Source organism: Streptomyces sp. CRCS-T-1, from assembly GCF_024442335.1.
In the GTDB taxonomy this organism is placed as follows: domain Bacteria; phylum Actinomycetota; class Actinomycetes; order Streptomycetales; family Streptomycetaceae; genus Streptomyces; species Streptomyces koelreuteriae.
On record NZ_CP101651.1, the window covers coordinates 7,083,173 to 7,109,841 of the forward strand.

The 26,669-nt window shown below is 71.5% G+C and carries 26 protein-coding genes and 1 riboswitch; of the genes, 20 read left to right on the forward strand and 6 right to left on the reverse strand.

Annotated features, from left to right (window positions below; genetic code table 11):
- Window positions 1-8: 8 nt before the first annotated feature.
- The 7 genes from rpe (at window position 9) to NNW99_RS32180 (ending at window position 7,300) form a co-directional block, all read left to right on the forward strand.
- The gene (gene rpe, locus NNW99_RS32150) at window positions 9-695 is read left to right on the forward strand and encodes a ribulose-phosphate 3-epimerase (RefSeq protein WP_215122655.1); all 687 of its coding nucleotides are present in this window, start codon (window positions 9-11) and stop codon (window positions 693-695) included.
- Window positions 696-773: 78 nt separating this feature from the next.
- On the forward strand, window positions 774-1,817 hold the full coding sequence (locus NNW99_RS32155) for a sugar-binding transcriptional regulator (RefSeq protein WP_215122656.1): 1,044 nt from the start codon (window positions 774-776) through the stop codon (window positions 1,815-1,817).
- Window positions 1,818-1,841: 24 nt separating this feature from the next.
- Window positions 1,842-2,195: a barstar family protein gene (locus NNW99_RS32160; RefSeq protein WP_184597157.1), complete on the forward strand. Its 354-nt coding sequence runs from the start codon at window positions 1,842-1,844 to the stop codon at window positions 2,193-2,195.
- Between the two features lie 108 nt (window positions 2,196-2,303).
- Window positions 2,304-3,746: a GuaB1 family IMP dehydrogenase-related protein gene (locus tag NNW99_RS32165; protein ID WP_215122657.1), complete on the forward strand. Its 1,443-nt coding sequence runs from the start codon at window positions 2,304-2,306 to the stop codon at window positions 3,744-3,746.
- Between the two features lie 353 nt (window positions 3,747-4,099).
- Window positions 4,100-5,566 (forward strand): amino acid permease, encoded by a 1,467-nt coding sequence (locus tag NNW99_RS32170; RefSeq protein WP_215122658.1) that lies wholly within the window; start codon window positions 4,100-4,102, stop codon window positions 5,564-5,566.
- 10 nt (window positions 5,567-5,576) lie between these two features.
- Entirely contained in the window at window positions 5,577-6,029 is a 453-nt protein-coding gene (locus NNW99_RS32175) for an Lrp/AsnC family transcriptional regulator (protein WP_003988931.1), read from the forward strand.
- Between the two features lie 125 nt (window positions 6,030-6,154).
- Window positions 6,155-7,300: an MFS transporter gene (locus NNW99_RS32180; protein WP_215124529.1), complete on the forward strand. Its 1,146-nt coding sequence runs from the start codon at window positions 6,155-6,157 to the stop codon at window positions 7,298-7,300.
- Here the strand turns inward: NNW99_RS32180 and NNW99_RS32185 are convergent.
- Window positions 7,275-7,865 carry a Repetin gene (locus NNW99_RS32185; protein ID WP_215122659.1) on the reverse strand — a complete coding sequence of 197 codons (591 nt, stop codon included), beginning with the start codon at window positions 7,863-7,865 and terminating at the stop codon, window positions 7,275-7,277. The two genes, NNW99_RS32180 and NNW99_RS32185, sit on opposite strands and share 26 nt — an antisense overlap.
- Window positions 7,866-8,173: 308 nt before the next feature.
- Here NNW99_RS32185 and NNW99_RS32190 point away from each other — a divergent pair, with 308 nt between their 5' ends.
- On the forward strand, window positions 8,174-8,962 hold the full coding sequence (locus NNW99_RS32190; RefSeq protein WP_215122660.1) for a carbon-nitrogen hydrolase family protein: 789 nt from the start codon (window positions 8,174-8,176) through the stop codon (window positions 8,960-8,962).
- Window positions 8,963-9,006: 44 nt separating this feature from the next.
- Complete coding sequence (locus NNW99_RS32195) at window positions 9,007-10,704, forward strand: NAD(P)/FAD-dependent oxidoreductase (RefSeq protein WP_215122661.1); 1,698 nt, start codon at window positions 9,007-9,009, stop codon at window positions 10,702-10,704.
- Here the strand turns inward: NNW99_RS32195 and NNW99_RS32200 are convergent.
- Window positions 10,701-11,405: a DUF5995 family protein gene (locus NNW99_RS32200; RefSeq protein WP_215122662.1), complete on the reverse strand. Its 705-nt coding sequence runs from the start codon at window positions 11,403-11,405 to the stop codon at window positions 10,701-10,703. The two genes, NNW99_RS32195 and NNW99_RS32200, sit on opposite strands and share 4 nt — an antisense overlap.
- Before the next feature lie 175 nt (window positions 11,406-11,580).
- Between NNW99_RS32200 and NNW99_RS32205 the strand changes: the two genes are divergently transcribed.
- Window positions 11,581-12,711, forward strand: a complete 1,131-nt coding sequence (locus tag NNW99_RS32205; RefSeq protein ID WP_215124530.1) for a glycoside hydrolase family 6 protein — start codon at window positions 11,581-11,583, stop codon at window positions 12,709-12,711.
- Between the two features lie 32 nt (window positions 12,712-12,743).
- Here the strand turns inward: NNW99_RS32205 and NNW99_RS32210 are convergent, their stop codons facing one another.
- Window positions 12,744-14,123, reverse strand: a complete 1,380-nt coding sequence (locus tag NNW99_RS32210) for a uracil-xanthine permease family protein (protein WP_215122663.1) — start codon at window positions 14,121-14,123, stop codon at window positions 12,744-12,746.
- 119 nt (window positions 14,124-14,242) lie between these two features.
- A complete protein-coding gene (locus NNW99_RS32215) occupies window positions 14,243-15,451 on the reverse strand; it encodes an MFS transporter (RefSeq protein WP_215122664.1) in 1,209 nt (402 codons plus the stop codon).
- 157 nt (window positions 15,452-15,608) lie between these two features.
- Here NNW99_RS32215 and NNW99_RS32220 point away from each other — a divergent pair, with 157 nt between their 5' ends.
- Complete coding sequence (locus NNW99_RS32220; protein ID WP_215122665.1) at window positions 15,609-16,877, forward strand: ROK family transcriptional regulator; 1,269 nt, start codon at window positions 15,609-15,611, stop codon at window positions 16,875-16,877.
- Between the two features lie 70 nt (window positions 16,878-16,947).
- Here the strand turns inward: NNW99_RS32220 and NNW99_RS32225 are convergent, their stop codons facing one another.
- Both NNW99_RS32225 and NNW99_RS32230 read right to left on the reverse strand, forming a co-directional pair.
- The gene (locus NNW99_RS32225) at window positions 16,948-17,724 is read right to left on the reverse strand and encodes an SDR family oxidoreductase (protein ID WP_215122666.1); all 777 of its coding nucleotides are present in this window, start codon (window positions 17,722-17,724) and stop codon (window positions 16,948-16,950) included.
- Between the two features lie 122 nt (window positions 17,725-17,846).
- Window positions 17,847-18,734: an RNA polymerase sigma-70 factor gene (locus NNW99_RS32230; RefSeq protein ID WP_215122667.1), complete on the reverse strand. Its 888-nt coding sequence runs from the start codon at window positions 18,732-18,734 to the stop codon at window positions 17,847-17,849.
- Between the two features lie 256 nt (window positions 18,735-18,990).
- Window positions 18,991-19,121: riboswitch (FMN riboswitch) on the forward strand.
- 147 nt (window positions 19,122-19,268) lie between these two features.
- Here NNW99_RS32230 and NNW99_RS32235 point away from each other — a divergent pair.
- The 9 genes from NNW99_RS32235 to NNW99_RS32275 all read left to right on the forward strand — a co-directional run bounded on the left by NNW99_RS32235 (window position 19,269) and on the right by NNW99_RS32275 (window position 26,660).
- A complete protein-coding gene (locus NNW99_RS32235) occupies window positions 19,269-19,886 on the forward strand; it encodes a riboflavin synthase (protein WP_215122668.1) in 618 nt (205 codons plus the stop codon).
- Window positions 19,883-20,524, forward strand: a complete 642-nt coding sequence (locus NNW99_RS32240) for a nicotinamide mononucleotide transporter family protein (protein WP_215122669.1) — start codon at window positions 19,883-19,885, stop codon at window positions 20,522-20,524. The genes NNW99_RS32235 and NNW99_RS32240 overlap by 4 nt, the downstream gene beginning before the upstream one ends.
- Window positions 20,521-21,810: a bifunctional 3,4-dihydroxy-2-butanone-4-phosphate synthase/GTP cyclohydrolase II gene (locus NNW99_RS32245; protein ID WP_215122670.1), complete on the forward strand. Its 1,290-nt coding sequence runs from the start codon at window positions 20,521-20,523 to the stop codon at window positions 21,808-21,810. Before NNW99_RS32240 ends, NNW99_RS32245 begins: the two co-directional genes overlap by 4 nt.
- A gap of 32 nt (window positions 21,811-21,842) precedes the next feature.
- A complete protein-coding gene (gene ribH, locus NNW99_RS32250; RefSeq protein WP_215122671.1) occupies window positions 21,843-22,328 on the forward strand; it encodes a 6,7-dimethyl-8-ribityllumazine synthase in 486 nt (161 codons plus the stop codon).
- Between the two features lie 34 nt (window positions 22,329-22,362).
- Window positions 22,363-22,635, forward strand: a complete 273-nt coding sequence (locus NNW99_RS32255; RefSeq protein ID WP_003988914.1) for a phosphoribosyl-ATP diphosphatase — start codon at window positions 22,363-22,365, stop codon at window positions 22,633-22,635.
- A 56-nt stretch (window positions 22,636-22,691) separates the two neighbouring features.
- Window positions 22,692-23,540: an ATP phosphoribosyltransferase gene (hisG, locus tag NNW99_RS32260; protein WP_215122672.1), complete on the forward strand. Its 849-nt coding sequence runs from the start codon at window positions 22,692-22,694 to the stop codon at window positions 23,538-23,540.
- Window positions 23,541-23,553: 13 nt separating this feature from the next.
- A complete protein-coding gene (locus NNW99_RS32265) occupies window positions 23,554-24,006 on the forward strand; it encodes a PH domain-containing protein (RefSeq protein ID WP_215122673.1) in 453 nt (150 codons plus the stop codon).
- A gap of 246 nt (window positions 24,007-24,252) precedes the next feature.
- Window positions 24,253-25,587: a hemolysin family protein gene (locus tag NNW99_RS32270; RefSeq protein WP_215122674.1), complete on the forward strand. Its 1,335-nt coding sequence runs from the start codon at window positions 24,253-24,255 to the stop codon at window positions 25,585-25,587.
- On the forward strand, window positions 25,584-26,660 hold the full coding sequence (locus NNW99_RS32275; protein ID WP_215122675.1) for a hemolysin family protein: 1,077 nt from the start codon (window positions 25,584-25,586) through the stop codon (window positions 26,658-26,660). Before NNW99_RS32270 ends, NNW99_RS32275 begins: the two co-directional genes overlap by 4 nt.
- The last annotated feature ends 9 nt before the right edge of the window (window positions 26,661-26,669 follow it).

Below are 26,669 nucleotides of genomic sequence, written 5' to 3' on the forward strand. Positions count from 1 at the left end.
CTTGGGCCATGGCCGCGCAGATCAACCCCAGCATCCTGTCCGCCGACTTCGCTCGCCTCTCGGACGAGGCCAAGGCGGTGGAGGGAGCCGACTGGCTCCACGTCGACGTCATGGACAACCATTTCGTCCCGAACCTCACGCTCGGGGTGCCGGTCGTAGAGTCGCTCGCCCGTGCGACGGACACTCCGCTGGACTGCCATCTGATGATCGAGGCCCCCGATCGGTGGGCGCCCCAGTACGTGGAAGCGGGGGCCGGTTCCGTCACCTTCCATGTCGAGGCGGCCGCCGCTCCGGTCCGGCTGGCCCGGGAGATCAGGGCCAAGGGCGCCCGCGCCTCCATGGCGCTGAAGCCCGCGACCCCCATCGAGCCGTACGAGGACCTGCTCCCCGAGCTCGACATGCTGCTGATCATGACGGTGGAACCGGGCTTCGGGGGACAGGCCTTTCTCGACATCATGCTTCCGAAGATTCGCCGCACCCGCGAGTTGATCAGCAAGCATGGACTGGAGCTCTGGCTCCAGGTCGACGGCGGAGTTTCGGCGTCCACCATCGAGCGCTGCGCCGACGCCGGAGCCGATGTCTTCGTGGCCGGATCGGCGGTCTACGGGGCAAAAGACCCGGCCCAGGCGGTACGTGCACTACGCACGCAGGCGGAGGCGGCGACGGCCAAGGCATCCTGGGCCTGCGACCACTGAGCCACAGCAAGGTGAACGGCTTCGATCAGGGCTGATCAAGTGCGCCGGATCTGCAAGGATGAACGGCGAATCCAGAGTGTGAACAGCAGTGAGGAGATCGCCGTGTCGGGTATGTCGGCGGGCCGGTCAGCCATGCGGATGGGACCCGCTGAGCTGGTGCAGGCGGCGGCCATGGCCCGCCGCTTCTACCTCGAGGGCAAGTCCAAGATCCAGATCGCCGAGGAGTTCGGCGTCAGCCGCTTCAAGGTGGCCCGGGTCCTGGAGACCGCCCTCGAACGGGATCTCGTGCGTATCGAGATCCGTGTGCCGGCCGAGCTGGACGCGGAGCGCTCGGACGCGCTCCGCGCCCGCTACGGCCTCAGGCACGCTGTCGTGGTCGAGTCCCCGGCCGAGGCCGAGGAGACACCCGACCCCGAGAACCTGGGAGAAGTGGCCGCCGACCTGCTCGGCGAACTGGTCAACGAAGGTGATGTGCTGGGACTGGCCTGGGGCCGTTCCACGATCCACATGGCGGCGGCGCTCGACCGGCTGCCGCCGTGCACGGTGGTGCAGCTGACGGGCGTGTACGACGCCGGGACCGCCGAGCGCGGCTCGGTCGAGGCCGTACGCCGCGCCGCCCAGGTGTCCGGGGGTGACGCCCACCCCATCTACGCGCCGATGCTGCTGCCCGACGCGGCCACGGCCACGGCCCTGCGCAACCAGACGGGTATCGCCCGGGCCTTCGAGCACTTCGACAAGGTCACCGTCGCCTGTGTCTCGATCGGCTCCTGGGAGCCGGGCATCTCCACGGTGCACGACATGCTCAGTGACGAGGAGCGCGCGCACTACGCCTCCCTCGGTGTCGCCGCCGAGATGTCCGCGCACCTCTTCGACGCCGAGGGCCGCCGGGTCGGCCGGGACCTGGGCGAGCGGTGCATCACCGTCAAGACGCACCAGCTCCGCCGCGTCCCCGAGGTCGTCGCCATCGCGGGCGGGCAGCGCAAGGGGCCCGCGATCGACGCGGTGCTGCGGTCCGGGCTGGTCACCAGCCTGGTCACGGACACGTCGGCGGCGGACTATCTGATGACGGCGGGCCCGGCGCCGAAGTCCGCGCTCAACAGGTCCGACCCGGACGGAGCCTGACGGATGGCGAGGGAGCCGCAGCAGATGCCGGACGACCCGGCGGGCCGGATCGTGGTCGTCCTGGACCTCGACGGGGTCACGGACAAGGCGGGCCTCATGGACCGCTGCGCCCGTGACCTGGCCCTGCCCGACTGGTTCGGCCGCAACTGGGACGCCCTCGCCGACTGCCTGGCCGACCCCGCCCTCTGGCCCGAGGGGTCCGAGGAGCGGGGGCTGCTGGTCGTCGTACGGGGCTGGCGGACGTACGCCGAGACGCGGCCGGAGGAGTGGCAGGTCGCCGAGGAGATCTTCGCCGAGGCGACCGACCGGGGCCCGGGCCTCTTCGTCACGCTCGGGCTTGGAGCATCCTCCGAGAGGCCCCCTGACCAGCCTGGATGATCTGCTCAGGGACGCCCGGGCGGTCGTCGTGGGAGAATGAAGTACGTGCTCTTTCCCCCGGACCGTCCGGTTCGGGGGTCACCTCTGAACGACTGGGATGTGCAGCACGTGCGTTTCCTCAATGACATCCAGCCCGGGTACGACCTGACGTACGACGACGTCTTCATGGTGCCGAGCCGCTCCGCGGTCGGCTCCCGGCAGGGCGTCGACCTCAGTTCCCCGGACGGCACGGGCACCACCATCCCGCTCGTCGTCGCCAACATGACCGCCATCGCCGGCCGCCGCATGGCCGAGACCGTGGCCCGCCGCGGCGGCCTCGTCGTCATACCGCAGGACATTCCGATCGACGTGGTCACCGACGTCGTCTCCTGGGTCAAGAGCCGTCATCTGGTCCTGGACACCCCGATCATCCTGGCCCCGCACCAGACCGTCGCGGACGCGCTGGCGCTGCTGCCCAAGCGCGCGCACAACGCCGGGGTCGTCGTCGACGAGAACCACAAGCCGGTCGGCGTGGTCACCGACTCCGACCTGTCCGGCGTGGACCGCTTCACGCAGCTCACCGAGGTCATGTCCCGGGACCTGCTGCTCATCGACGCGGACATGGACCCGGGCCAGGCGTTCAACACCCTCGACCACGCCAACCGCCGCTACGCCCCCGCGGTGAACAAGGACGGCACGCTCGCCGGCATCCTCACCCGCAAGGGCGCCCTGCGCGCCACGCTCTACAAGCCGGCCACCGACGCGCACGGGCGGCTGCGCATCGCCGCCGCCGTCGGCATCAACGGCGATGTCGCGGGCAAGGCCCAGCAGCTGCTGGACGCGGGCGTCGACGCGCTCGTCATCGACACCGCGCACGGCCACCAGGAGTCGATGATCAGCGCCCTGAAGCTGGTCCGCGACCTCGACCCGCGGGTCCCGATCGCCGCCGGCAACGTCGTGGCCGCCGCGGGCGTGCGCGACCTGATCGAGGCCGGCGCGGACATCGTCAAGGTCGGTGTCGGACCCGGCGCCATGTGCACCACCCGCATGATGACCGGCGTCGGCCGGCCGCAGTTCTCCGCCGTCCTGGAGTGCGCCGCCGAGGCGAGGAAGTACGGCAAGCACGTGTGGGCCGACGGCGGCGTCCGCCACCCGCGCGACGTGGCGATGGCGCTCGCGGCCGGCGCGTCCAACGTGATGGTCGGCTCCTGGTTCGCGGGCACCTACGAGTCCCCGGGCGACCTCCAGCACGACGCGCAGGGGCGGGCGTACAAGGAGTCCTTCGGCATGGCGTCCGCGCGTGCCGTGCGCAACCGCACCTCGGAGGAGTCGGCCTACGACCGCGCCCGCAAGGCGCTCTTCGAGGAGGGCATCTCCACCTCCCGCATGTTCCTCGACCCGGACCGCCCGGGCGTCGAGGACCTGATCGACTCGGTCATCGCGGGCGTCCGCTCCTCCTGCACCTACGCCGGTGCCGGCTCCCTTGAGGAGTTCGCCGAGAAGGCCATCGTCGGCATCCAGAGCGCCGCCGGCTACGCCGAGGGCAAGCCCCTGCACGCCAGCTGGAGCTGACCCGCCAACGCCCCTTCGTACGGCCCCCGGTGTCCCGCCCTGCGGGAGATCCGGGGGCCGTTCTCGTAGGCGTGGGCATGACCGGGCCGACCCCCGCACATTGCGCGTCAGGGCCCTCTGACGGCTCGTCGCGCAACGGTCGAAAGCCGTCCCGCAACGAACATCCACCGAGCCCCCAGGAACGCAACGATCTTGCGAGGGTGCGCAAGGTTGCTGCATTTCACCAGCAACGCCGATCCTCGTAGGCTGTCGCCTCGTACGTGGCGTGGCAGGGACCCCGCTCGGTGGGTCTCTGCTCCAGAGGTGCCGCCGGCCCCTGCCGCCCTGACCGGCAGCGATGAAGGAGCCAGCGCGTGCTCGACCAAGGCGCACCCCCGCACAGCAGTAGTCAGACCGCCCCGCCCGCCCGGGGCGTCGGTGCGCGCCTCATGCGTCGCAAGCCGGTGGAAAGCCTGGTCGCCGAGGGTGGCCAGGGTGAGGGAGGGTCGCTGCGGCGCTCCCTCGGCCTGTGGCAGCTCACCATGATCAGCATCGGTGCCACCCTCGGCACCGGCATCTTCGTCGTCCTGGGCGAGGCCGTGCCCAAGGCGGGCCCGGCCGTCACGCTGTCCTTCGTCATCGCCGGCCTCACCGCCCTGTTCTCGGCCCTGTCGTACGCCGAGCTCGCCGGCACCATCCCGGTCGCCGGATCCTCGTACTCGTATGCGTACGCAACGATGGGCGAGCTGATCGCCTGGGTCTGCGGCTGGTGCCTGGTCCTGGAGTACGGCGTGTCCGTCGCCGCCGTCGCGGTCGGCTGGGGCGAGTACCTCAACGAACTGCTCGACGGGACCATAGGCGTTACCATCCCGGCCGCCCTGTCCGCGCCGCCCGGCGACGGCGGTGTGTTCAACCTGCCCGCGCTGATCGTCGTCCTGCTCGCGATGGCGTTCCTGCTGGGCGGCGCCAAGGAGTCCGCCCGCGCCAACACCGTCATGGTCATCGTGAAGATCGCCGCGCTGGTGATGTTCTGCGCCATCGGCGTCCAGGGCTTCCGCTCCGGCAACTACGAGAACTTCATGCCGCTCGGCATGGCGGGCGTCAGCGCCGCCGGGGCCACGCTGTTCTTCTCCTACATCGGCTTCGACGCCGCCTCCACCGCCGGCGAGGAGGCGAAGAACGCCCAGCGCGACCTGCCCCGCGCGATCATGCTGTCGCTGGTCATCGTCACGGCGCTGTACGTCCTCGTCGCCGCCGTCGCGGTCGGCGCCAAGCCCTGGAAGAACTTCACCGACTCCGAGGCCGCCCTCGCCCAGATCATGCGCGAGGTCACCGGGCAGACCTTCTGGGGCACGCTGCTGGCCTTCTGCGCGGTCATCGCCATCGCGAGCGTGGTCCTGACCGTGCTCTACGGCCAGACCCGCATCCTCTTCGCCATGTCCCGCGACGGGCTGGTGCCCAAGGTCTTCTCCAAGGTCCACCCGAAGACCAAGACCCCCCGCGCCAACACCCTGATCGTGTCGCTGTTCTGCGGTGTTCTCGCCGCCGCGATCCCGCTCGGGCAACTCGCCGACGCCACCAGCATCGGCACCCTGTTCGCCTTCGCGCTCGTCAATGTGGCCGTCGTCGTCCTGCGCCGGACCCGCCCGGACATGCCCCGCACCTTCCGGGTGCCGCTCTCCCCGGTCATGCCGGCGCTGGGCTTCGGCTTCTGCATCTGGATGATGGGCAGCCTCTCGGCCGTGACCTGGGTGGTCTTCGGTGTCTGGATGGCCGTCGGGCTCGTGTTCTACTTCGGGTACGGCTATCGCCGTTCCCGACTCGCACCATCCGAAAAGTGATCAACCCACTGTGCTGAACGATCTCGACGAACGCATCGTGCACGCCCTGGCCGAGGACGCCCGCCGCTCCTACGCCGACATCGGCCAGATCGTCGGTCTGTCCGCTCCCGCCGTGAAACGGCGCGTGGACCGGCTGCGCGCCACCGGAGCCATCACCGGCTTCACCGTCCGGGTGGACCCGGGTGCCCTCGGCTGGGAGACCGAGGGGTTCGTCGAGATCTACTGCCGGGGCAACACCTCCCCGGAAACCATTCAGCGGGGCCTGGAGCGCTATCAGGAGGTCGTGGCCGCGTCCACCGTCACCGGGGACGCGGACGCGATCGCCCAGGTCTTCGCCTCCGACATGCGGCACTTCGAACGGGTCCTGGAGCGCATCGCCGGGGAGCCGTTCGTCGAGCGGACCAAGTCCGTGCTCGTGCTGTCGCCGCTGCTGCGGCGCTTCTCGTCGGGATCGCCCACGTAATCCGGCGGCGTGATCGGCCCGACCGGCCTACCATCGGTGTCATGGCCTGGCGACATTGATCTCCATCCGCTTCCTCCGAGGAGCGCCCTGGGCGCCGTGAGCGCCGTACGTCCGGTGTCCGTCGGCTGACCCGGACGCTGTACGGCTACGCGTTCCTCGAAGAGTTCGTCCTGCTCTACCCGGTGTACGCGCTTCTCTTCCGCGACACCGGGCTGTCGGTGTGGCAGATCTCCTCCCTGTTCGTCCTGTGGTCGATCACCGGCGTGCTGCTGGAGGTGCCCTCCGGCGCCTGGGCCGACGCCGTGTCGCGTCGCCGATTGCTGTGGATCGGCCCGCTGCTCACGGCCGCCGGCTTCGCGCTGTGGACCCTCTTCCCGTCGTACGGCGCCTTCGCGCTGGGCTTCGTGCTGTGGGGCACGGGCGGAGCCCTCGCCTCCGGTGCCTGCGAGGCGCTGGTCTACGACGAACTGGAGCGGCTCGGCGCGGCCGGCCGCTACGCCCGTGTCATGGGCCGGGCCCGTGCGGCCGGCCTGCTGGCCGTGATGGCGGCGACGGGACTGGCCGGACCCGTGTTCGCCTGGGGCGGCCACACCGCCGTCGGCGCCGCCAGTGTGCTGGTCTGTCTGCTGGCAGCGGCGACCGCGACCCGGCTCCCCGAACACCGGACCCCGACGGCCGGAGGGGACGGCTGGACCGCGACCCTGCGGGCCGGGCTCGCCGAGGCCCGCGCCGACCGGTCCGTACGCGGAGCGATCCTGCTGGTCCCGGCCGTCACCGCCGTGTGGGGCGCCCTCGACGAGTACACGCCGCTGCTGGTCCGGGACACCGGTGTCCCCGACGCGCTGGTGCCCTACCTGCTCCTGCTGATCTGGGCGGGCGCCACCGCCGGAGGACTGCTGGCCGGGGCGGGCGAACGCCTCGGTACGAAGGGCCTCGCGGCGCTGCTCGCGGGCGCGGCACTCGCCCTGGCCGTGGGTGCCGGTGCCGGCACCGTGGCCGGAATCGCCCTCGTGGCGCTCGCCTTCGGCGGCTTCCAGGCGGCGAGCGTGCTGGCCGACGCCCGGCTCCAGCAGCGCATCGACGACTCCGGCCGGGCCACCCTCACCTCCGTCGCCGGGCTGGGTACGGAGCTGACCACCGTCGCCGTGTACGTCGGCTACGGGGCCCTCGGCACGGCCACCGGCCACGGCACGGCCTTCGTGTGGTTCGCCGTGCCGTACCTGGTGACCGCGCTGCTCCTGGCCGCTAGAGGTCGGGCTGCCAGGGGGTGACCGAGAAGTCGCCGGTCCCCTTCTTGACCTTCTCGAAGGGCGCCGAGCCCACGCACTTGGGCAGGCCCTTCGTCTCGACCGGGGTGCCCGTCGAGGCCCAGCTGTAGCCGAGCCGGTCGCGGTGACCGAGGTCGTGCACGGTGATCCCGACCCGCTTGCCCTTCGCACCGGGCAGGTCGGAGGAGGTGATGACACCGGAGACGACGGCCACCTTGCCGCCGGTGAGCAGGCAGTCCACCTTCGCCTTAGCCCGGGCGCCCTCGCCGTTCAGATAGTGGCTCCACTCGAAGGTGCCGGTGGCCTTCATCGGGTCGGCCTTGTCCTTCGCGGCCAGATGCGCGTCGAAGGAGAAGGTGATGTCGTCCCCGGCCGAGCGGTGCAGCTTCGCCTCGCCGGTGAGCGCGGCGGCCTCACGGGCCTGCGCCGGTAAGCCGGAGGCCCCGGAGTGGGAGGCCCCCGTGCGTGAGGACCCGGAGTCGGAGGACGCGGCGGCGGAGGCCGCCGCGGCGGTGGCGGTGAGCAGCAGCGCGGCGCCGAACACGGCGGTCTTCGTACGGCGGTTCATGGCGGTCCTTTCCGCAGAGGTGCTGGTCGCTGGAACGCACACCACTGTCCCGGCACGGTGCCCGCGCCACATCGCTCCGGGGACGTCACCCCGCCTCCGCCGCCCGGCGGGGAGTACCGCACGGGCCTGCGCCCAGGGGATGACAGGACGTACGACCGCGGGGCGTGCAACGAATCGCCGTCGGCCCCCGGAGGGACGCAATGATCAGCTCATCGGCGCGCAACGGCTGCTCCTTGTCCGCCCGAGCCCGCCGACCGTACCGTCTATCAGGCCCCCGAAATCCCCCCGCGTCCCGGTGAGGAACACGCATGCGCACCGCCCTGCTCCAGAGCTCCGGCAGCCCCGGCTCCACCGTCGAGAACCTCAAGGTCCTCGACGAGGCCGCGGGCCGGGCCGCCGCCGCGGGCGCCGGGCTGCTCGTCACGTCGGAGATGTTCCTGACGGGGTACGCGATCGGCGACGACATCGGCCGCCTCGCCGAGCCCGCCGACGGGGACTGCGCGGACGCCGTCGCCGAGATCGCGACCGCCCACGGCCTCGCGATCGCCTACGGCTACCCCGAGCGCGCGGGCGACGCCGTGTTCAACTCGGCCCAGCTGATCTCCGCCGACGGCACCCGTCTCGCCAACCACCGCAAGACCCACCTCTTCGGCTGCTTCGAGCGCGACCACTTCACCCCGGGGGACCAGCCCGTCGTCCAGGCGGAGATCGACGGTCTGCGCGTCGGCATCCTGATCTGCTACGACGTGGAGTTCCCGGAGAACGTCCGCGCCCACGCCCTCGCCGGCACCGACCTGCTTGTCGTCCCCACGGCGCAGATGCACCCGTTCCAGTTCGTCGCCGAGTCGGTGATCCCGGTGCGTGCCTTCGAGAACCAGATGTACGTCGCGTACGTCAACCGGGTCGGCCGGGAAGGCGAGTTCGAGTTCGTGGGGCTGTCCACGCTCGCCGGGCCCGACGGGGTCGCCCGCACCCGGGCCGGACGGGGCGAGGAACTGGTCCTCGCCGACGCCGACCCGGCCTTCCTCGCCGCGTCCCGCGAGGCCAACCCGTATCTGCTGGACCGGCGCCCGGGCCTCTACGGGTCGCTCGCCTGATCCCCCCACACCTGCCTGTCTCTTCTGCAAGGAGTCCGTACCCCATGACGTCCACCGTGCCCAACGCCGTCGAGCACGCAGACGCGCAAGCGCAGCCGATCACCATGTTCGGCCCGGACTTCCCGTACGCCTACGACGACTTCCTCGCCCACCCGGCGGGTCTCGGGCAGATACCCGCGACCGAGCACGGCACGGAGGTCGCGGTCATCGGCGGCGGTCTGTCCGGCATCGTCGCCGCGTACGAGCTGATGAAGATGGGCCTCAAGCCGGTCGTGTACGAGGCGGACCAGATCGGCGGCCGGCTGCGGACGGTGGGCTTCGAAGGGTGCGACGACTCCCTCACCGCCGAGATGGGCGCGATGCGCTTCCCGCCGTCGTCCACGGCGCTCCAGCACTACATCGACCTGGTCGGCCTGCAGACCCAGTCCTTCCCCAACCCCCTCGCGGAGGCGACCCCGTCGACCGTCGTCGACCTCAAGGGCGAGTCGCACTACGCCGAGACGGTCGCCGACCTGCCCCAGGTCTACCGGGACGTCGCCGAGGCGTGGAACCGGTGCCTGGAGGAGGGCGCCGACTTCTCCGACATGAACCGGGCCCTGCGCGAGCGGGACGTCCCGCGCATCCGTGAGATCTGGTCGCGCCTCGTCGAGAAGCTCGACAACCAGACCTTCTACGGCTTCCTCTGCGACTCCGAGGCCTTCAAGTCCTTCCGGCACCGCGAGATCTTCGGCCAGGTCGGCTTCGGCACGGGCGGCTGGGACACCGACTTCCCCAACTCCATCCTGGAGATCCTGCGCGTCGTCTACACCGAGGCCGACGACCACCACCGCGGCATCGTCGGCGGCTCCCAGCAGCTGCCGCTGCGCCTCTGGGACCGCGAGCCCGCGAAGATCGTCCACTGGGCGCAGGGGACCTCGCTCGCGAGCCTGCACGAGGGCGGCGAGCCCCGCCCGGCGGTGACCCGGCTGCACCGCACGGCCGGCAACCGCATCACGGTGACCGACGCGCGCGGCGACATCCGCACCTACCGGACGGCGATCTTCACCGCCCAGTCCTGGATGCTGCTGTCGAAGATCGACTGCGACGACTCGCTCTTCCCGATCGACCACTGGACGGCCATCGAGCGGACCCACTACATGGAGAGCTCCAAGCTCTTCGTGCCCGTGGACCGGCCCTTCTGGCTGGACAAGGACGAGGAGACCGGCCGGGACGTCATGTCGATGACGCTCACCGACCGTATGACGCGCGGCACCTACCTGCTCGACGACGGCCCGGACAAGCCCGCCGTCATCTGCCTCTCCTACACCTGGTGCGACGACAGCCTGAAGTGGCTGCCGCTGTCCGCGAACGAGCGGATGGAGGTCATGCTGAAGTCGCTGGGCGAGATCTATCCCAAGGTCGACATCCGCAAGCACATCATCGGCAACCCGGTGACCGTCTCCTGGGAGAACGAGCCCTACTTCATGGGCGCGTTCAAGGCCAACCTGCCCGGCCACTACCGCTACCAGCGGCGCCTGTTCACGCACTTCATGCAGGAGGAGCTGCCCGAGGACAAGCGCGGCATCTTCCTCGCCGGCGACGACATCTCCTGGACGGCCGGCTGGGCCGAGGGAGCCGTCCAGACCGCCCTCAACGCGGTCTGGGGCGTCATGCACCACTTCGGCGGCACGACCGACCCGACCAACCCGGGGCCCGGCGACGTCTATGACGAGATCGCGCCCGTCGAACTGCCGGAGGACTAGGGGTACTCGGGCAGGGGCGTGAGCAGCATGCGTCCCGCGAGGCCCGCCGCCGCGTCCAGGTGCTCGGTGAACTCCTGGGCCACGTCGGGGAGTCCGCGCAGTGCCCACAGGGCCCGGGCCGCCGTCCAGGTGGCGTCCCGGGCGCGGTCCAGGCTCCAGGAGCCGAGCAGATGGGTCAGCGGGTCCGCGATCTGGAGGAGATCGGGGCCCGGCATCAGATCTTCGCGGATGCGCTCCTCCAGCGAGACGAGGAGATCGCCCACCGTGTCGAACTCGTCCTCCAGCTCGGCGGGTGCGCAGTCGAGCGTACGGCAGGTGTCCACGACGGCCAGCGCGAGATCGTGCCCGATGTGCGCGTTGATGCCCGCGAGGGCGAACTGCAAGGGCCGTACCCCGGGATGGCGGCGGAACTGGAACAACGGCCGCCAGCAGGCGGGCGGACGCCGGTCTCCGGCCGCCGCCTCGACGGCCTCCAGGTACCGCTCCGCGAACCGTACGTCCAGCGTGATCGCGGCATGCGGGTCCGCGAACCGCCCCGTGTCGATGCACCGGTCCACCGCCTCCGTCACGGCGAGGTAGACGCGGTTGAAGACCGCCACCCCGTCCCGGGGGTGCAGGGCCGCATCGAGGGCGCGCATCCGGGAGATGACTCCGTCGACCGGAGTGTCCACGGCTGAGGGGACTTGTTCGCATTGCGGCATGCGGGCAGAGTCCCAGCTCTAGGCTGGCGGGAGTACCGGCTGGCCCGGCGCTTCCCCGAAACGGGGGAACGCCGCCCGCCGCAGGGGGAGGGGGAGCAGCACCGTGTCAGGCTTACGTGCCCAGCGCCTGGCCGCCCGCAGGGCCGAGCGCAGGCGCGCCGCCCGGCGCGGCGCCATGGTCGTGGCGGCCTCCGTCGTGGTCGCGGCCGGCGTGGTCGCCGGGGCGCTCTCCGCGGTCGACGACCGGCGGTCCTCGGACGAGGCCCGGACTCCCGAGGTCTCCGCCTCGCCCCGCTTCGCGCCCCTGCCCGCGGTGCCGTCCGCGTCCCCGTCGGTCTCCGGCTCCGCCTCGCCCGCACCGTCCTCGACGAAGAGCGCCGCCCCCGCGCCCTCATCCCCGAGGACGGAAACCAAGAAGCAGAAGGCGGCCGGTGCCGTGACCGGTCGGCTCTACCGCCACCCCGACTCCCAGGTGCTCGACTGGATCCGGGCCCACGACGGCGATCCGCGCCACGCGGTCATAGCCTCCCGGATAGCCGAGCGGCCGGCCGCCGTCTGGTTCGCCGACTACTCCCCGGACACGCTCACCGCCCGGGTCGCCGCGGTGACGTCCGGCGGCGCGGTGCAGGGCCGGGTGCCCGTCGTCGTGCCGTACGCGATACCGGGCCGGGACTGCGGAGGCCACTCCCAGGGCGGGGCGCCCGACCTGGACGCGTACGACGACTGGATCGACCGGTTCGCGGCAGGGCTGGGCTCCGGCGAGGTCATCGTCGTCCTGGAGCCGGACTCGGTCGCCCAGACCGAGTGCCTCTCCGCCGGCGACCGCGCGGACCGCTTCGCCTCACTGGCCCGGGCCGGCCGTGTCCTGAAGGCCGCCAACCCCCGGGCACGCGTCTACTTCGACGCGGGACACTCGGGCTGGAACGCGCCCGGCAGGCAGGCGGCATGGCTACGGCAGGCCGGTGCCGCCTCGCCCGAGTCCTCCGACGGGATCTTCAGCAACGTCTCCAACTTCCACACCACGGCCGACGAGGTCGCCTACGACCGGCGGGTCCTGGACGCCCTCGGCGGCCCGGCGAGCCTGGGCGCCGTCATCGACACCAGCCGCAACGGCAACGGCGCCCCGGCCGACGGGGAGTGGTGCGATCCGTCCGGCCGCAAGCTCGGCCGGACCCCGACCCTCGGCACCGGCGAGGCCCGGATCGACGCCTACCTGTGGGTGAAGCTGCCCGGGGAATCGGACGGCTGCAAGGGCAGGCCGGGGACGTTCACGGCGTCGTACGCGTACGAGCTGGCCTCCCCGTAGGACGCACTACGACCTCGCCCCGCCGCAGGGCGCTACGGCTTGCCCTCGTCGTAGGCCGAGGTGCCCTCGTCCAGCAGCGGCGACTGCGTCTTCAGATGGGCCGGGGCGAAGGCCCGCAGGGCGTGGTAGCCGGTGATGACGACGATCGTGCCGAGGGCGATGCCGCTCAGCGAGAAGGTGTCCGTGAACTTCATGGTGACGTTGCCGACGCCGATGATGATGCCCGCAGCGGCCGGGACCAGATTCAGCGGATTGCGCAGATCCACCCGGGCGTTGAGCCAGATCTGGGCGCCGAGCAGGCCGATCATGCCGTACAGGATGACGGTGATGCCGCCGAGCACCCCGCCCGGGATCGCCGCGACGACCGCGCCGAACTTCGGGCAGACGCCGAAGAGCAGGGCGAAGCCGGCGGCGGCCCAGTAGGCGGCCGTGGAGTAGACGCGGGTCGCCGCCATCACGCCGATGTTCTCGGAGTACGTGGTGTTGGGCGGGCCGCCGACCGCGGTGGACAGCATCGAGCCGACGCCGTCGGCCGAGATCGCCGTGCCGAGCTTGTCGTCCAGCGATTCGCCGGTCATCTCGCCGACCGCCTTCACATGCCCGGCGTTCTCCGCGACCAGCGCGATGACGACCGGCAGGGCGACCAGGATCGCCGACCACTCGAAGGACGGTCCGTGCAGCGTCGGCAGCCCGATCCAGTCGGCCTGGCCCACGCCGGAGAGGTCGAGCCGCCAGTGGTCGGTGACCTTGCCGCTCGCGTCCGCCGAGTGGATCTTGCCGAAGACCAGGTCGGACAACCAGGAGATGCCGTACCCGAAGACCAGCCCGAGGAAGATCGCGATCCGGGACCAGAAACCGCGCAGACAGACGACCGCCAGACCGGTGAACAGCATCGTCAGCAGGGCCGTCCACTGGTCCTGCGGCCAGTACGTCGAGGCCGTCACCGGGGCCAGGTTGAAGCCGATCAGCATCACCACGGCGCCGGTCACGATCGGCGGCATCGTGGCGTGGATGATCCGCGCCCCGAACCGCCGCACGGCGAGCCCCACCAGGAACAGCGCGACGCCGACGACGAAGACCGCGCCGGTGACGGTGGCGCTGCTGCCGCCCTGGGCGCGGATGACCGCCGCCACCCCGACGAAGGACAGCGAGCAGCCCAGGTAGCTGGGCACGTGGCCGCGTGTGGCCAGCAGGAACACGACGGTCGCGACGCCCGACATCATGATCGCGAGGTTGGGGTCCAGGCCCATCAGGACCGGAGCCACGAAGGACGCCCCGAACATGGCCACCACATGCTGGGCGCCGAGCCCGGCCGTGCGGGGCCACGAGAGCCGCTCGTCGGGGCGGACCACCGCGCCGGGCGCCGGGGTGCGTCCGTCGCCGTGCAGTTTCCAGCGGACGCCGAGATCCATGGTGCGGTTTCGCTTTCGTCGTGCGTGTGCGTATCCGGACCATTGTCCGGGTGCGCCGACGATGCCGGTGACCGGGGCGGATCAGGGCGTCCGCGTGTCCCTCCGGGCCGGGCGTCCGCTCAGGGCCGCGGGTCGGGAACCGCCGCCGCCTCCGGCCGGCTGATCTTCGCCCGGTCGCCCGGGCGCAGCACCCGCGCGAACGCCACCAGACCGCCGGACAACACCGTCACCAGGCAGAACGACACCATCAGGCTGGTCGCCTGGGCCAGCATGCCGATCGCGCTCGGCGCGATCAGGCCCGAGGTGTAGGTGATGGTCGCGACGCCCGCGATGGCCAGGCTCGGATTCGAGCCGCTGCGGCCCGCCGCCGCGAAGCACAGCGGGACGACGACCGCGATGCCGAGACCCATCAGCGCGAACCCGCTCATGGCCACCGCCGGACGGTCCGCGACGACGATCAGCAGCCCGCCGAGAACGGCGAGCACACCGCTGACCCGTACGGTCCGCACGGCACCGAAGCGGTCCACGACCCGGTCGCCGGCGATCCGGGCGATGGCCATGGTGAGCGTGAAGCCGGTCGTGCACGCCGCCGCGAGACCGGCCGAGGTCTCCAGTTGCTCGCGGAGATAGACCGCCGACCAGTCCAGGCTCGCGCCCTCGGCGAACACCGCGCAGAACCCGATCGCGCCGATGAGCAGCGCCGACCGGGGCGGCAGCGCGAACCTCGGCGGCGGCTCCTCGTCCTCGGCGGGCTGGAGATCGAGCACCCACCCGCAGGCCACCACGCCGATCACGGTGAGGACCACCGCGGCCAGCAGGTGATGCAGCCGGGCGTCCGAGCCGAGGTGCGCGGCGAGGGTGCCGGCCGCCGAGCCGATCAGGGCACCCGCGCTCCACATGCCGTGCAGCCCGGACATGATCGACCGGCCGAGGCGGTTCTCGACCTCGACGCCCAGCGCGTTCATCGCCACGTCCGCCATGCCCGCCGTCGCGCCGTACGTGAACAGGGCCAGGCAGAGCGTGAGCAGGTTCGGGGCGAGGGACGGCAGGACCAGCGAGAGCGTCCACAGCGCGATCAGCCCGCGCAGCGCGTTGCGGGCACCGAACCGGTGGCTGACGCTGCCGGCGAGCGGCATCGCGACGGACGCGCCGAGCGCGGGGAAGGCGAGCGCGATCCCCAACTGCCCGGCGCTCACGCCCGCGTGGTCCTGGATCCAGGGCACGCGGGTGGCGAACGAGCCGGTCACGGCGCCGTGCACGGCGAAGACCGCGGCCACCGCGTACCGGGACCGCTTCACCTCGCGCAGTTCGTCGACCACGTTGCCCATTCTGCGGTCCCCCTCCGGGTCTCTGCCGTGTCTCTGTCGCGCTCACGTCATGCGGCCGTACTGTGCGGCCGTAAACTATCAGGAACCCTGCCTGATAATAAGAGGGTTTCCCGGCGGGCCACGGCCGACGGACCCGCCGATCTGGAAGGATCCCGGCATGCCCGCATCCCCGAGCACCGCCCGGGCCATCAACGACCGGCTCGCCCTGCGTCTGCTCCAGCAGGAGGGCCCGCTGACGGCAGGGCGGTTGAAGCAGCTCACCGGTCTGTCCCGGCCGACCGTCGCCGACCTCGTCGAACGCCTCACCGCCGCCGGACTGATCGAGGTCGTCGGGGAGGCGGGGGAGCAGCGGCGCGGGCCCAACGCGAAGGTGTACGGCATCGTCGCCGACCGGGCGCACCTCGCCGCGCTGGACGTACGCACCGAGGGTGTCTCCGTGGCCGTCGCCGACCTGGTGGGCCGGGTCCTGGCCGAGGCCTCGGTGCCCATCGGCGGTGACATGGCCACGGGTTCCGCCGTGGAACAGGCGGTCGCGCTGGTCGAGCGGGTGGTCAAGGAGGCCGGCGCCGACCGGCTGCACACGGTCGGCATCGGGGCGCCCGGCCTGATCGACCCGGCCAGCGGAGAACTCCGTGACTCCTCCGGGCTGCCGGAGTGGCACCGGCGTCTGGTCGCCGCCCTTCAGGAGCGGCTGCCCGAGGCGCGGGTGAGCGTCGAGAACGAGACCAACCTCGCGGCGCTGGCCGAGCAGCGCGACGGCGCCGCCCGGGACCGGGACACCTTCGTCCTGCTGTGGCTGGGTCACGGCACGGGAGCGGCCGTGGTCCTGGACGGCGCGCTGCGCCGCGGTGCCTCCGGCGGCACCGGCGAGATCGGCTTCCTCCCGGTCCCGGGCGCGACCACGCTGCCGTCCGCGACGGACTGCGAGGGCGGCTTCCACGGCCTGGCCGCGTCGTCCGCGGTCGTCGAGCTGGCGGCGGAGCACGGGGTTCCGGCGGAGCCGGGGCAGGAGCCGTCGGTGGTGGGGGTCGCACGGGCGGCGGTGGGTGTGGTGCGGGGTGCGGTGGGTCAGGTGCGGGCGGCGGAGGGCGAGAGGTCTCGGCCCGAGAGCCCGGACGGGACGCCCGGGCCCGAACACCGTTTCCTCGACGCCCTGGCCGATCGGCTCGCCGTCGGAGTCGCCTCGGTCGTGGCGATTCTGGACCCCGGGTGCGTGGTGCTCGGAGGTGAGGTCGGGCAGGCCGGTGGCGAGGAACTCGCCGGCCGGGTCCAGGACCGTATCGCCCGGATATCGCCCCTGCCCACGGAGGTACGGACGACCACCCTGGGCGGCGACGCCGTCCTGCGCGGCGCCCTCCTCACGGCCCGCGACCGAGCCCAGGACGACCTCTTCACCGCCCAGGAACGGCCGATCCGGCGCCGGTAGGGCGCCCGCGTACCCGCTACGCCCCGGACCTTCCGCATCCCCGCTGCGCCCGGGAGCTTCCGCATCCCCGCTACGCCCGGGACCTCCCGCTCCCCGTCCGCACCTGCCCGCCCCCGAACCGCCCCTCCAGATAGGCCTCGAACGTCCCCGTGCCGACCGCCCGCTGCGGCGCCAGATGCCCCCCGCTCCTGAACGCCCGGTACGCCGCTCCCCACAGCGGTACGTTCACCACCGCCCGACGCCGGCCGGACGCTTTCAGATAGGCGCGAGCCAGTGACTCGAACGTCCGGACCTCCGGCCCGCCCATGTCCTCGACCCGCCCCGCCGGTTCACCCGCCGCCAGCTCCACCAGCCGGTCAGCGACCTCGGCCACCTCGACCGGCTGGTCCCGGACACCGGCCGGCAGGAACAGGACCGGCAGCTTCGACAGCCCCTGCAGCATCATGACCAGCAGGTCGTGGAACTGCGTCGCCCGCAGCGCGGTCCAGCCGATCCCCGACTGCTCGACCATCCGCTCCACGGCGAGCTTGCTCTTGTAGTAGCCGAACGGCACCCGGTCGACGCCGACGATCGAGATGTAGACGAGATGCCGCACCCCGGCCGCGCGCGCCGCCCTGATCAGATGCGCCGCCCCCTGCTCATCGCCCTTCTGCGCCGACGCGCAGTGCACGACGGTGTCCACACCGGAGACGGCCGCGTCCAGCGCGGCCCCGCCCTCCCTCAGGTCGACCGCGTACGGCTGGGTGCGCCGGCTGAGCACCCGCACCTCGTGCCCGTCCTCGCGCAGCCGCTCGGTGACGAGCCGGCCGAGTGTTCCGGTGCCACCGGTCACCAGGATCGTGGTCATGCCGTTCAGTCCCTTCGAAGGCCCGGGCGCTCCGGCCGGAGCACCTCTCGCCAACTGAGACCGAACACCCCCGCCGGATGTGACAGACACGCCCGGCCGTCCCGCGACCGGGCCCGACGGTCCTACGAGCGGACGAGCTGACGCCGTGCGAACGCCAGCTTCTCCGGATTGACCACGGCCCGCACCCCGATGACCAGCCCGTCGCGCACCTCGAACGCCGCCAGCCCGACGAGCGTGTCGCCCGCCCAGGTCGCCAGCCCCGTCGCGCCGTTGACCTCGACCGGCACGAAGTCCAGACCCACCGTGAACTTCGGGCCGCCGCCCGCCAGGAAGTGGGCGATCCGGGGGCCGCCCTCGATCGGCCACCGGGCCGCGGTGACCTTGCCGCCACCGTCGCTCCACCAGGTGGCGTCCGCCGCGAGCAGCTTCTCCAGCCCGGCCAGGTCGCCCTCGCGGGCCGCCGTGATGAACGACGCGACCAGCTCCTCCTGCTGCTCGGACGCGGGCTCGAAACGGGCCTGCGGCTCGCCCACCCGCCGCACCGCCCGCCGGTAGAGCTGACGGCAGTTCGCCTCGCCCAGGTCCAGGACCCCGGCGATCTCCCGATGCCCGTATCCGAACGCTTCGCGCAGCACGTACACCGCGCGTTCCGTCGGGGTGAGCCGCTCCAGCAGCACCAGCATCGCCATCGACACGGCGTCGCGCTGCTCGGCCGACTCCAGCGGACCGAGCGCGCCGTCCCCGGTGACCACCGGCTCCGGCAGCCAGGTCCCGACGTACCGCTCGCGCCGGGCGCGCGCGGACGTCAGCCGGTTCAGGCAGAGGTTCGTGACGACCTTGGCGAGCCAGGCCGCCAGGTGTTCGATCCCCGTACGGTCGGCGCCGCTGTAGCGCAGATACGCGTCCTGGACCGCGTCCTCGGCCTCCTCGGCGGAGCCCAGCAGCCGGTAGGCGAGCGAGAACAACCGGGGCCGGTGGACCTCGAACTCGTCGGCGATCGTGGTGGTCATGGGGCTCACCCTGGCAGAGCCCCGTCCGCACGGCGTGGGAAGGCCCGGCGACGGGCAAGGGCCGTCGTCACCGTCGCCGGGCCGGTCACGGGGGGGCATGCCAACCCTGGAGCCCGACCCTAGAAAGGACTAGATCACACGGTCAATAGGTGCGTACCAATCCCGGTGAGCACGGCGCCACGGTCTGTGAGGCAGCCCACACCGATCGCCTCTTTGAACGTCGATCAGGCGTGGCACACTGGCCGTGTACCAGTAGCAGCGCACTCCGGGGTCGGTGAAAGTCCGAACCGGCGGTTACAGTCCGCGACCCGGTCGCCTCCAGCGATCGGTTGACCAGGTGAAATTCCTGGACCGACGGTTAAAGTCCGGATGGGAGGCAGTGCGCGGCGGGCAGTCATACGTGCGTGCCGCCGAAGAGGTCCGTCCCCTCGGGGCGGGCTCCGTCCGGCGTCGCCCCCGGTGTCTCTGCTCGTACATCTGTCGTCATCGACAGCCCCGGAGTCCGTGCCCCGATGTGGCAGGAGGACCCGGGAAGTGTTCACCGGAATCGTCGAAGAGCTGGGCCAGATCACGGCCGTCGAGACCCTCGACGACGCCTGTCGCTTCCGCCTGCGCGGTCCCGTCGTCACCCAAGGCGCCAAGCACGGCGACTCCATCGCGGTCAACGGCGTCTGCCTCACGGTCGTCGACCACGAGGGCGACGAGTTCACCGCCGACGTGATGGCCGAGACCCTGAACCGCTCCAGCCTGGGCGCCCTCGCGGTCGGCAGCCGCGTCAACCTCGAACGCCCCATGGCCGTCGGCGAACGCCTCGGCGGGCACATCGTGCAGGGCCATGTCGACGGCACCGGCGAGGTCCTGGAGCGCAAGCCGTCCGAGAACTGGGAGATCGTGAAGATCTCCCTCCCCGCGGACCTCACCCGCTACGTGGTCGAGAAGGGCTCCATCACCGTCGACGGCATCAGCCTCACCGTCGTCGACGCCGGACCCGACTACTTCACCGTCAGCCTCATCCCCACGACGCTCGCCCTGACCACGCTCGGCCACAAGGGCCCCGGCGACCCGGTCAACCTCGAGGTGGACGTCATCGCCAAGTACGTCGAGCGGATGCTGGGTGACCGGGGCTCCTCCGAAGGGGCGACGGCCAAGTGAACTCGCTGAACTCCGAGGCCTTCACCCTCTTCGGCCAGCACATCCTCTGGTCGGACATGGTCGGCAATCTCTTCGGCCTGGCCGCCCTCGCCCTCGGCTGGCGGCGCTCCATCTGGACCTGGCCCGTGCAGTTCCTGGCCGGCCTGATCCTCTTCGGCGCCTTCTACGGCCACCTCACCGGCAGTGCCGGCAAGCAGGCCGTCGTCATGCTCGTCGCCCTGTTCGGCTGGTGGCAGTGGCAGCGCGGCAAGGGGCAGGGCGAGGACGGTCACATCGCCGTACGGTTCGCCACCTGGCGCGAGCGCGGGGCGATGGCCGCCGCGGCCGCCGCCGGCACCGTCGCGGTGGCGCTGCTGTTCAAGGCGTACCCGACCCTGTCCTGGGACCCCTGGCCCGACGCCTACATCTTCGTCGGCACCATCGTCGCCATGTACGCGCAGGCGCGCGGCATGGTCGAGTTCTGGTTCGCCTGGCTGCTCGTCGACCTGGTCGGCGTGCCCCTGAACTTCGCCAACGGCTACGCCTTCTCAGGCTTCGTCTACGTCATCTACGGCGCACTCGTCCTGTGGGGCATGCGCGACTGGTGGCTGCGCTCCCGCAAGGACGCGCGGCCCGTTCTGGAAGGAGCGCCGGCATGACCACGGCACCGACCCTGTACCGCACCGACGACATCGAGGACTTCGCACTCGACCCCGTCGAGCAGGCCATCGCCGACATCGCGGCCGGCCGCCCCGTCGTGGTCGTCGACGACGAGGACCGGGAGAACGAGGGCGACCTCGTCATCGCCGCCGAGAAGGCGACCCCCGAGATCGTCGCCTTCATGATGAGCGAGTGCCGCGGGCTGATCTGCGCCCCCATGGAGGGCGACGAACTCGACCGGCTGCGCCTGCCGCAGATGGTCGAGGACAACACCGAGTCCATGCAGACCGCGTTCACGGTCTCCGTCGACGCCTCCGCCGCCCACGGCGTGAGCACCGGCATCTCGGCCTCCGACCGCGCCACCACGCTCCAGCTGCTCGCCGACGGTGTCACGGGACCCGACGACTTCGTCCGCCCCGGCCACATCTTCCCGCTGCGCGCCCGGCCCGGCGGGGTCCTGACCCGCAACGGCCACACCGAGGCCGCCGTCGACCTCGCCCGCCTCGCGGGCCTGCGCCCGGCCGGAGCGATCGTCGAGATCGCCGGCGAGGACGGCACCATGCTGCGCCTGCCCGAGCTGATCCCCTTCGCCCGCAAGCACGGCCTGACGATCATCTCCATCGAGGACCTGATCGCCTACCGGCGCGGCAGCGAGCCGACCGTCCGCCGCGAGGCCAAGACCCGACTGCCCACCGCCCACGGCACCTTCACGGCCTACGGCTACCGCTCCACCGTCGACGGCGTCGAGCACGTCGCCCTCGTGCACGGCGAGATCGGCGACGGCCAGGACGTCCTCGTCCGCGTCCACTCCGAATGCCTCACCGGCGACGTCTTCGGCTCCGCCCGCTGCGACTGCGGCCCCCAGCTCGACGCCTCCCTGGCCCGTATCCAGGCCGAGGGCAGGGGAGTGGTGGTCTATCTGCGCGGACACGAGGGCCGCGGCATCGGCCTGATGTCCAAGCTGCGCGCCTACGAACTCCAGGAGCGCGGCCGCGACACCCTCGACGCCAACCTCGAACTCGGCCTGCCCGCCGACGCCCGCGACTACGCGGCCGGCGCCCAGATCCTGGCCGACCTCGGTGTGCACGGTGTGCGGCTGCTGACCAACAACCCCGACAAGTCCGACGCGCTCGTCCGCCACGGCATCGCCGTCACCGCACGCGTGCCGATGCCCGTGAGCGCCGGCGAGCACAACCTCCGCTACCTGCGCACCAAGCGGGACCGGATGGGCCACGACCTGCCCTGGCTCGACACGACCACCGTGCCGGCCTGCAGCAACCAGTAAGACAGCACAGCGACAAGGCTCTGAGGAGAGACGTGAGCGGCAAGGGTGCACCGGAACTGTCCGTACGTAATGTGGGTGACCTCAGGGTCGCCGTCATCGCGGCACAGTGGCACGAGAAGGTGATGGACGGTCTGGTCGACGGCGCCCTGCGCGCCCTGCACGACCTGGGCATCGACGAGCCGACCCTGCTCAGGGTCCCCGGCAGCTGGGAACTCCCGGTGGTCGCCAAGGTCCTCGCGGGCCGCGGCTACGACGCGATCGTGGCCCTGGGCGTCGTCATCCGCGGCGGCACGCCCCACTTCGAGTACGTGTGCCAGGGCGTGACCCAGGGCCTGACCCAGGTGTCGGTCGAGACCGGCGTCCCGATCGGCTTCGGCGTGCTGACCTGCGACACCGACGAGCAGGCCCTGGACCGCGCGGGCCTGCCCGGCTCCAACGAGGACAAGGGACACGAGGCGGTGACGGCCGCGGTCGCGACCGCGGCCACCCTCCGCTCGGTATCCGAACCCTGGCGCTGAGGCGCCCCCTACACCGCGTAGGCTAGGCGTCACCATGTCCAAGAAGACGTTCGAGGAGCTCTTCACCGAGCTCCAGCACAAGGCCGCCCAGGGCGATCCCGCCACTTCCCGCACCGCAGAGCTGGTCGAGAAGGGCGTCCATGCCATCGGCAAGAAGGTCGTAGAAGAGGCCGCCGAGGTCTGGATGGCCGCCGAGTACGAGGGCAAGGAGGCGGCGGCCGAGGAGATCTCGCAGCTGCTGTACCACGTCCAGGTGATGATGGTCGCCCGCGGCATCTCCCTCGACGACGTCTACGCCCACCTGTAAGCCGCGGCCAGCCGCACCCGTTCCCGTCAAGACACCACGCAAAGGAAGCCGACCTCATGCTGCGCATCGCCGTCCCCAACAAGGGTTCCCTGTCCGGCCCTGCGGCGGAGATGCTGCATGAGGCCGGCTACCAGCAGCGCCGGGAGTCCAAGGAGCTGCGGATCGTCGACCCGGTCAACGAGGTCGAGTTCTTCTACCTCCGCCCCCGCGACATCGCCATCTACGTCGCCTCCGGCCAGCTGGACATCGGCCTCACCGGCCGCGACCTGCTCATCGACTCGGGCGCCGAAGCCGAGGAGATCCTCCCGCTCGGCTTCGCCCGCTCCACCTTCCGCTACGCCTGCAAGCCCGGCACCGTCGAGGGCCTCGCGGACCTCGCCGGCAAGACCGTCGCCACCTCCTACGAGGGCATCGTCGCGGCGCACCTCGCCGAACACGGCATCGACGCCTCCGTCGTCCACCTCGACGGCGCCGTCGAGACCGCCATCCAGCTCGGCGTCGCCCAGGTCATCGCCGACGTCGTCGAGACCGGCACCTCCCTGCGCAACGCCGGCCTCGAGGTCGTCGCCGAGCCCATCATGAAGTCCGAGGCCGTCGTGATCCGCCGCACCGGCGCGGACGCCGACGACCCCAAGGTGCAGCAGTTCCTGCGCCGCCTCCAGGGCGTCCTGGTCGCCCGGACCTACGTGATGATGGACTACGACTGCCGCGTGGAGCAGCTGGAGAAGGCCGTCGCCCTCACCCCCGGTCTGGAGTCGCCGACCGTCTCCCCGCTGCACAACGAGGGCTGGGTCGCCGTCCGCGCGATGGTCCCGGCCAAGGAGGCGCAGCGCATCATGGACGACCTCTACGAGATCGGCGCCCGGGCCATCCTGACCACGGCCATCCACGCCTGCCGTCTCTGAGGGGCGTACACCGATGTCCGACCTGCCCACCCTGCCCGTCACTTTCCGGCCGGGCAGCACCCGAGCGGTGCTGCTCACCGCCGCCGTCGCGATCCTGGTCGTCATCACGGCCGTCGCGATGCTGCTGAAGCAGCTCAGCCCCGCCGAGCGCCTCAGCTTCGTCGTCACGGCGCTGCTGCTGGACGCGGTGCTGCTCCTGCTGGCCCGGCCCAAGGTCGTCGCCGACGAATCCGGGGTCACCGTGGTGAACCTCACGAACAAGCGCCGGCTGGAGTGGGCCGAGATCCTCCAGGTCACTCTCCGGCCCGGCGACCCCTGGGTGTTCCTCAACCTCAGCGACGGCACCAGCCTGCCTGTCCTCGGCATTCAGCCCGGTATCGCCAAGCAGCGGGCCATCGCCGACGCCCGGGCCCTGAGGGCGCTCGCCGAGGCCCGTTCCGTGGCGGAAGAGCGGCATCAGAGCTGAATCGGGCAATCCACTGGGCGGCCGCCACTGCCGCACCGGGCCGTGTCTTGATTAATCTGTTGGCGGAGGCGTGAACGGATGCGCCTCCGCCTCTGCTGCCCCGCCCGGTGCACCGAGGCTCCTGCTAACCGAGGAGTGACCCTCTCCGGCGATGGACGGATCGTCCTGTAGTACCTGCGCCGCCCCCTGCCGACATAGCGCGGACCTCGCTTACGAGGTACGCGACTTTGCGGAGGCGGCGGCATCATGACCACCCCCTTGCTGCTCCTGGCAGCCGCGTTCCTGCTGATTCTCGCCAACGGATTCTTCGTGGCGGCCGAGTTCGGACTCGTGACGGTCGAGCGGCCCGAGGCCGAGAAGGCCGCCGCCGAGGGCGACCGGCGCGCCCACCGCGTCGTGGAATCGCTCAAGGAACTGTCCTTCCAGCTCTCCGGCACCCAGCTCGGCATCACCATCACCTCCCTCGTCGTCGGCATGCTCGCCGAACCGGCGCTCGCGGAGCTGCTGCACGGCCCGTTCACCTCGATCGGCATCCCCGAGGGAGCCGTCTCCGGTGTCACGGTCGTCGTCGGCATGCTGCTGGCCTCCGCCGTGCAGATGGTGATCGGCGAACTCCTGCCCAAGAACTGGGCCGTGTCCAGGCCGCTTCAGGTCGCGCGCTTCGTCGCCGGCCCGCAGCATGTCTTCGCCCGGCTCTTCCGCCCGGTCATCGCCGGCCTCAACGCCGTCGCGAACCGGCTCGTCCGCGCCCTGGGCATCGAGCCCACCGAGGAGCTGGCCTCCGCCCGCACCCCCGGCGAACTCGTCTCCCTGGCCCGGCACTCGGCGCGGGCCGGCGCCCTGGAACAGGACACGGCCGACCTCTTCGTCAGAACCCTGTCGCTGGGCGAGCTGACCGCGCAGCACGTGATGACGCCGCGCGTGAAGGTCAGCGCCCTGCAGTCCTCGGCGACCGCCGAGGACGTGGTCAATCTGACCCGCGCCACGGGCCTGTCCCGCTTCCCCGTCTACCGGGAGAAGATCGACGAGGTGGTGGGCATGGTCCACCTCAAGGACGCCCTGGCCGTGTCCGTGCGGGACCGGCTGCGCACCCCCGTGGGCCGCATCGCCCGCCCGGCGCTGCTCGTCCCCGAGACCCTGCCCGTACGGCCGCTGCTGGCCCGCCTGCGCAGCGAGCAGCCCATCGCGGTCGTCGTCGACGAGTACGGCGGCACGGCCGGCGTCGTCACGCTGGAGGACATCGTCGAGGAGATCGTCGGCGAGGTCCGCGACGAGCACGACGGACACGACCTGCCCGAACTGGCCTCCGCACCGCCGGAGGACGGCAGGCCCGCCTGGGACGCCGACGGCAGCTGCCGGGTCGACATCCTGCGGCGCATAGGCCTCGACGTGCCGGAAGGCCCGTACGAGACGGTCGCGGGCCTGATCGCCGATCTGCTGGGCCGTATCCCGGCCGTCGGCGACAGCGCGGAACTGCCCGGCTGGCGGCTGTCGGTGCGCCAGGTCGGCCACTACCGCGCGGAGCGGGTCCGGCTCGTGCGGACGGCCCCGGTGGCAGCCCTGGTGGAGGCCGTCCGATGAGCGTGCTCCAACTTCTCTTCGCCGCGCTGCTCGTGCTCGCCAACGGCTTCTTCGTCGGTGCCGAGTTCGCGCTGGTCTCCGTACGCCGCAGCCAGATCGAACCGCTCGGCACCGCACGTGCCCGGCAGGTCCTCTACGGCCTGGAGCGGCTGCCCCAGATGATGGCGGCGGCCCAGTTCGGCATCACGATCTGCTCCCTCACCCTGGGCGCGGTCGCCGAGCCGACCGTCGCGCATCTGCTGGAGCCGGTCTTCGAGTGGGTGCACCTGCCGCACGGCATGATCCACCCGCTGACCTACGTCATCGCCCTCGCCGCGGTGGTCTTCTTCCACCTCGTCATCGGCGAGATGGTCCCGAAGAACCTGGCGATGGCGGCCCCCGAGAAGGCCGCGCTGTGGCTCAGCCCCGGCCTGGTCTGGTTCGCCCGCTTCTGCAAGCCGATCACCGCCGCTCTCGGCGCGGTCTCGCAGGGCATCCTGCGGCTCTTCCACGTCGAGCCCAAGGACGAGGTCGAGGCCGTCTTCACCAGTGAGCAGCTCAACCGGCTGGTGGAGGACGCCGGCCAGGCGGGCCTGCTCGACCCCGAGGAGGCCGAACGCCTGGAGGACGCCCTGGAGCTGGGCTCGCGCCCGGTGACGGACGTCCTGCTGAAGCGCGAGTCCCTGGTGACGGTCAGTCCGTCCGTCACCCCCGGGCGCATCGTCGAGCTCACGGCCCGGACCGGGTACTCACGGTTCCCGGTCGCTGCGGAGACCGGCGCGTTCATGGGCTATCTCCATGTGAAGGACGTCCTGGACCTGGAGCACTCCGACCGGGCCGTGCCGCAGCAGTTGTGGCGGCCCATGACGACCCTGCGGTCCGAGCTGCCGCTGGACGACGCGCTGACGGTGATGCGTCGGGCCGCGACGCACCTGGCGCAGGTGGCCGACGGGTCGGGGAAGGTCCTGGGGCTTGTTGCCCTGGAGGACGTACTGGAGCTGCTGGTGGGGGAGGTGCGGGATCCCGCGCATCGCCAGGTGCGCGAGGTACGGCTGACCGAGCCGAGGTCCGGCGAGGAAGTGCTGGCGACGTAGGCAGGCCGT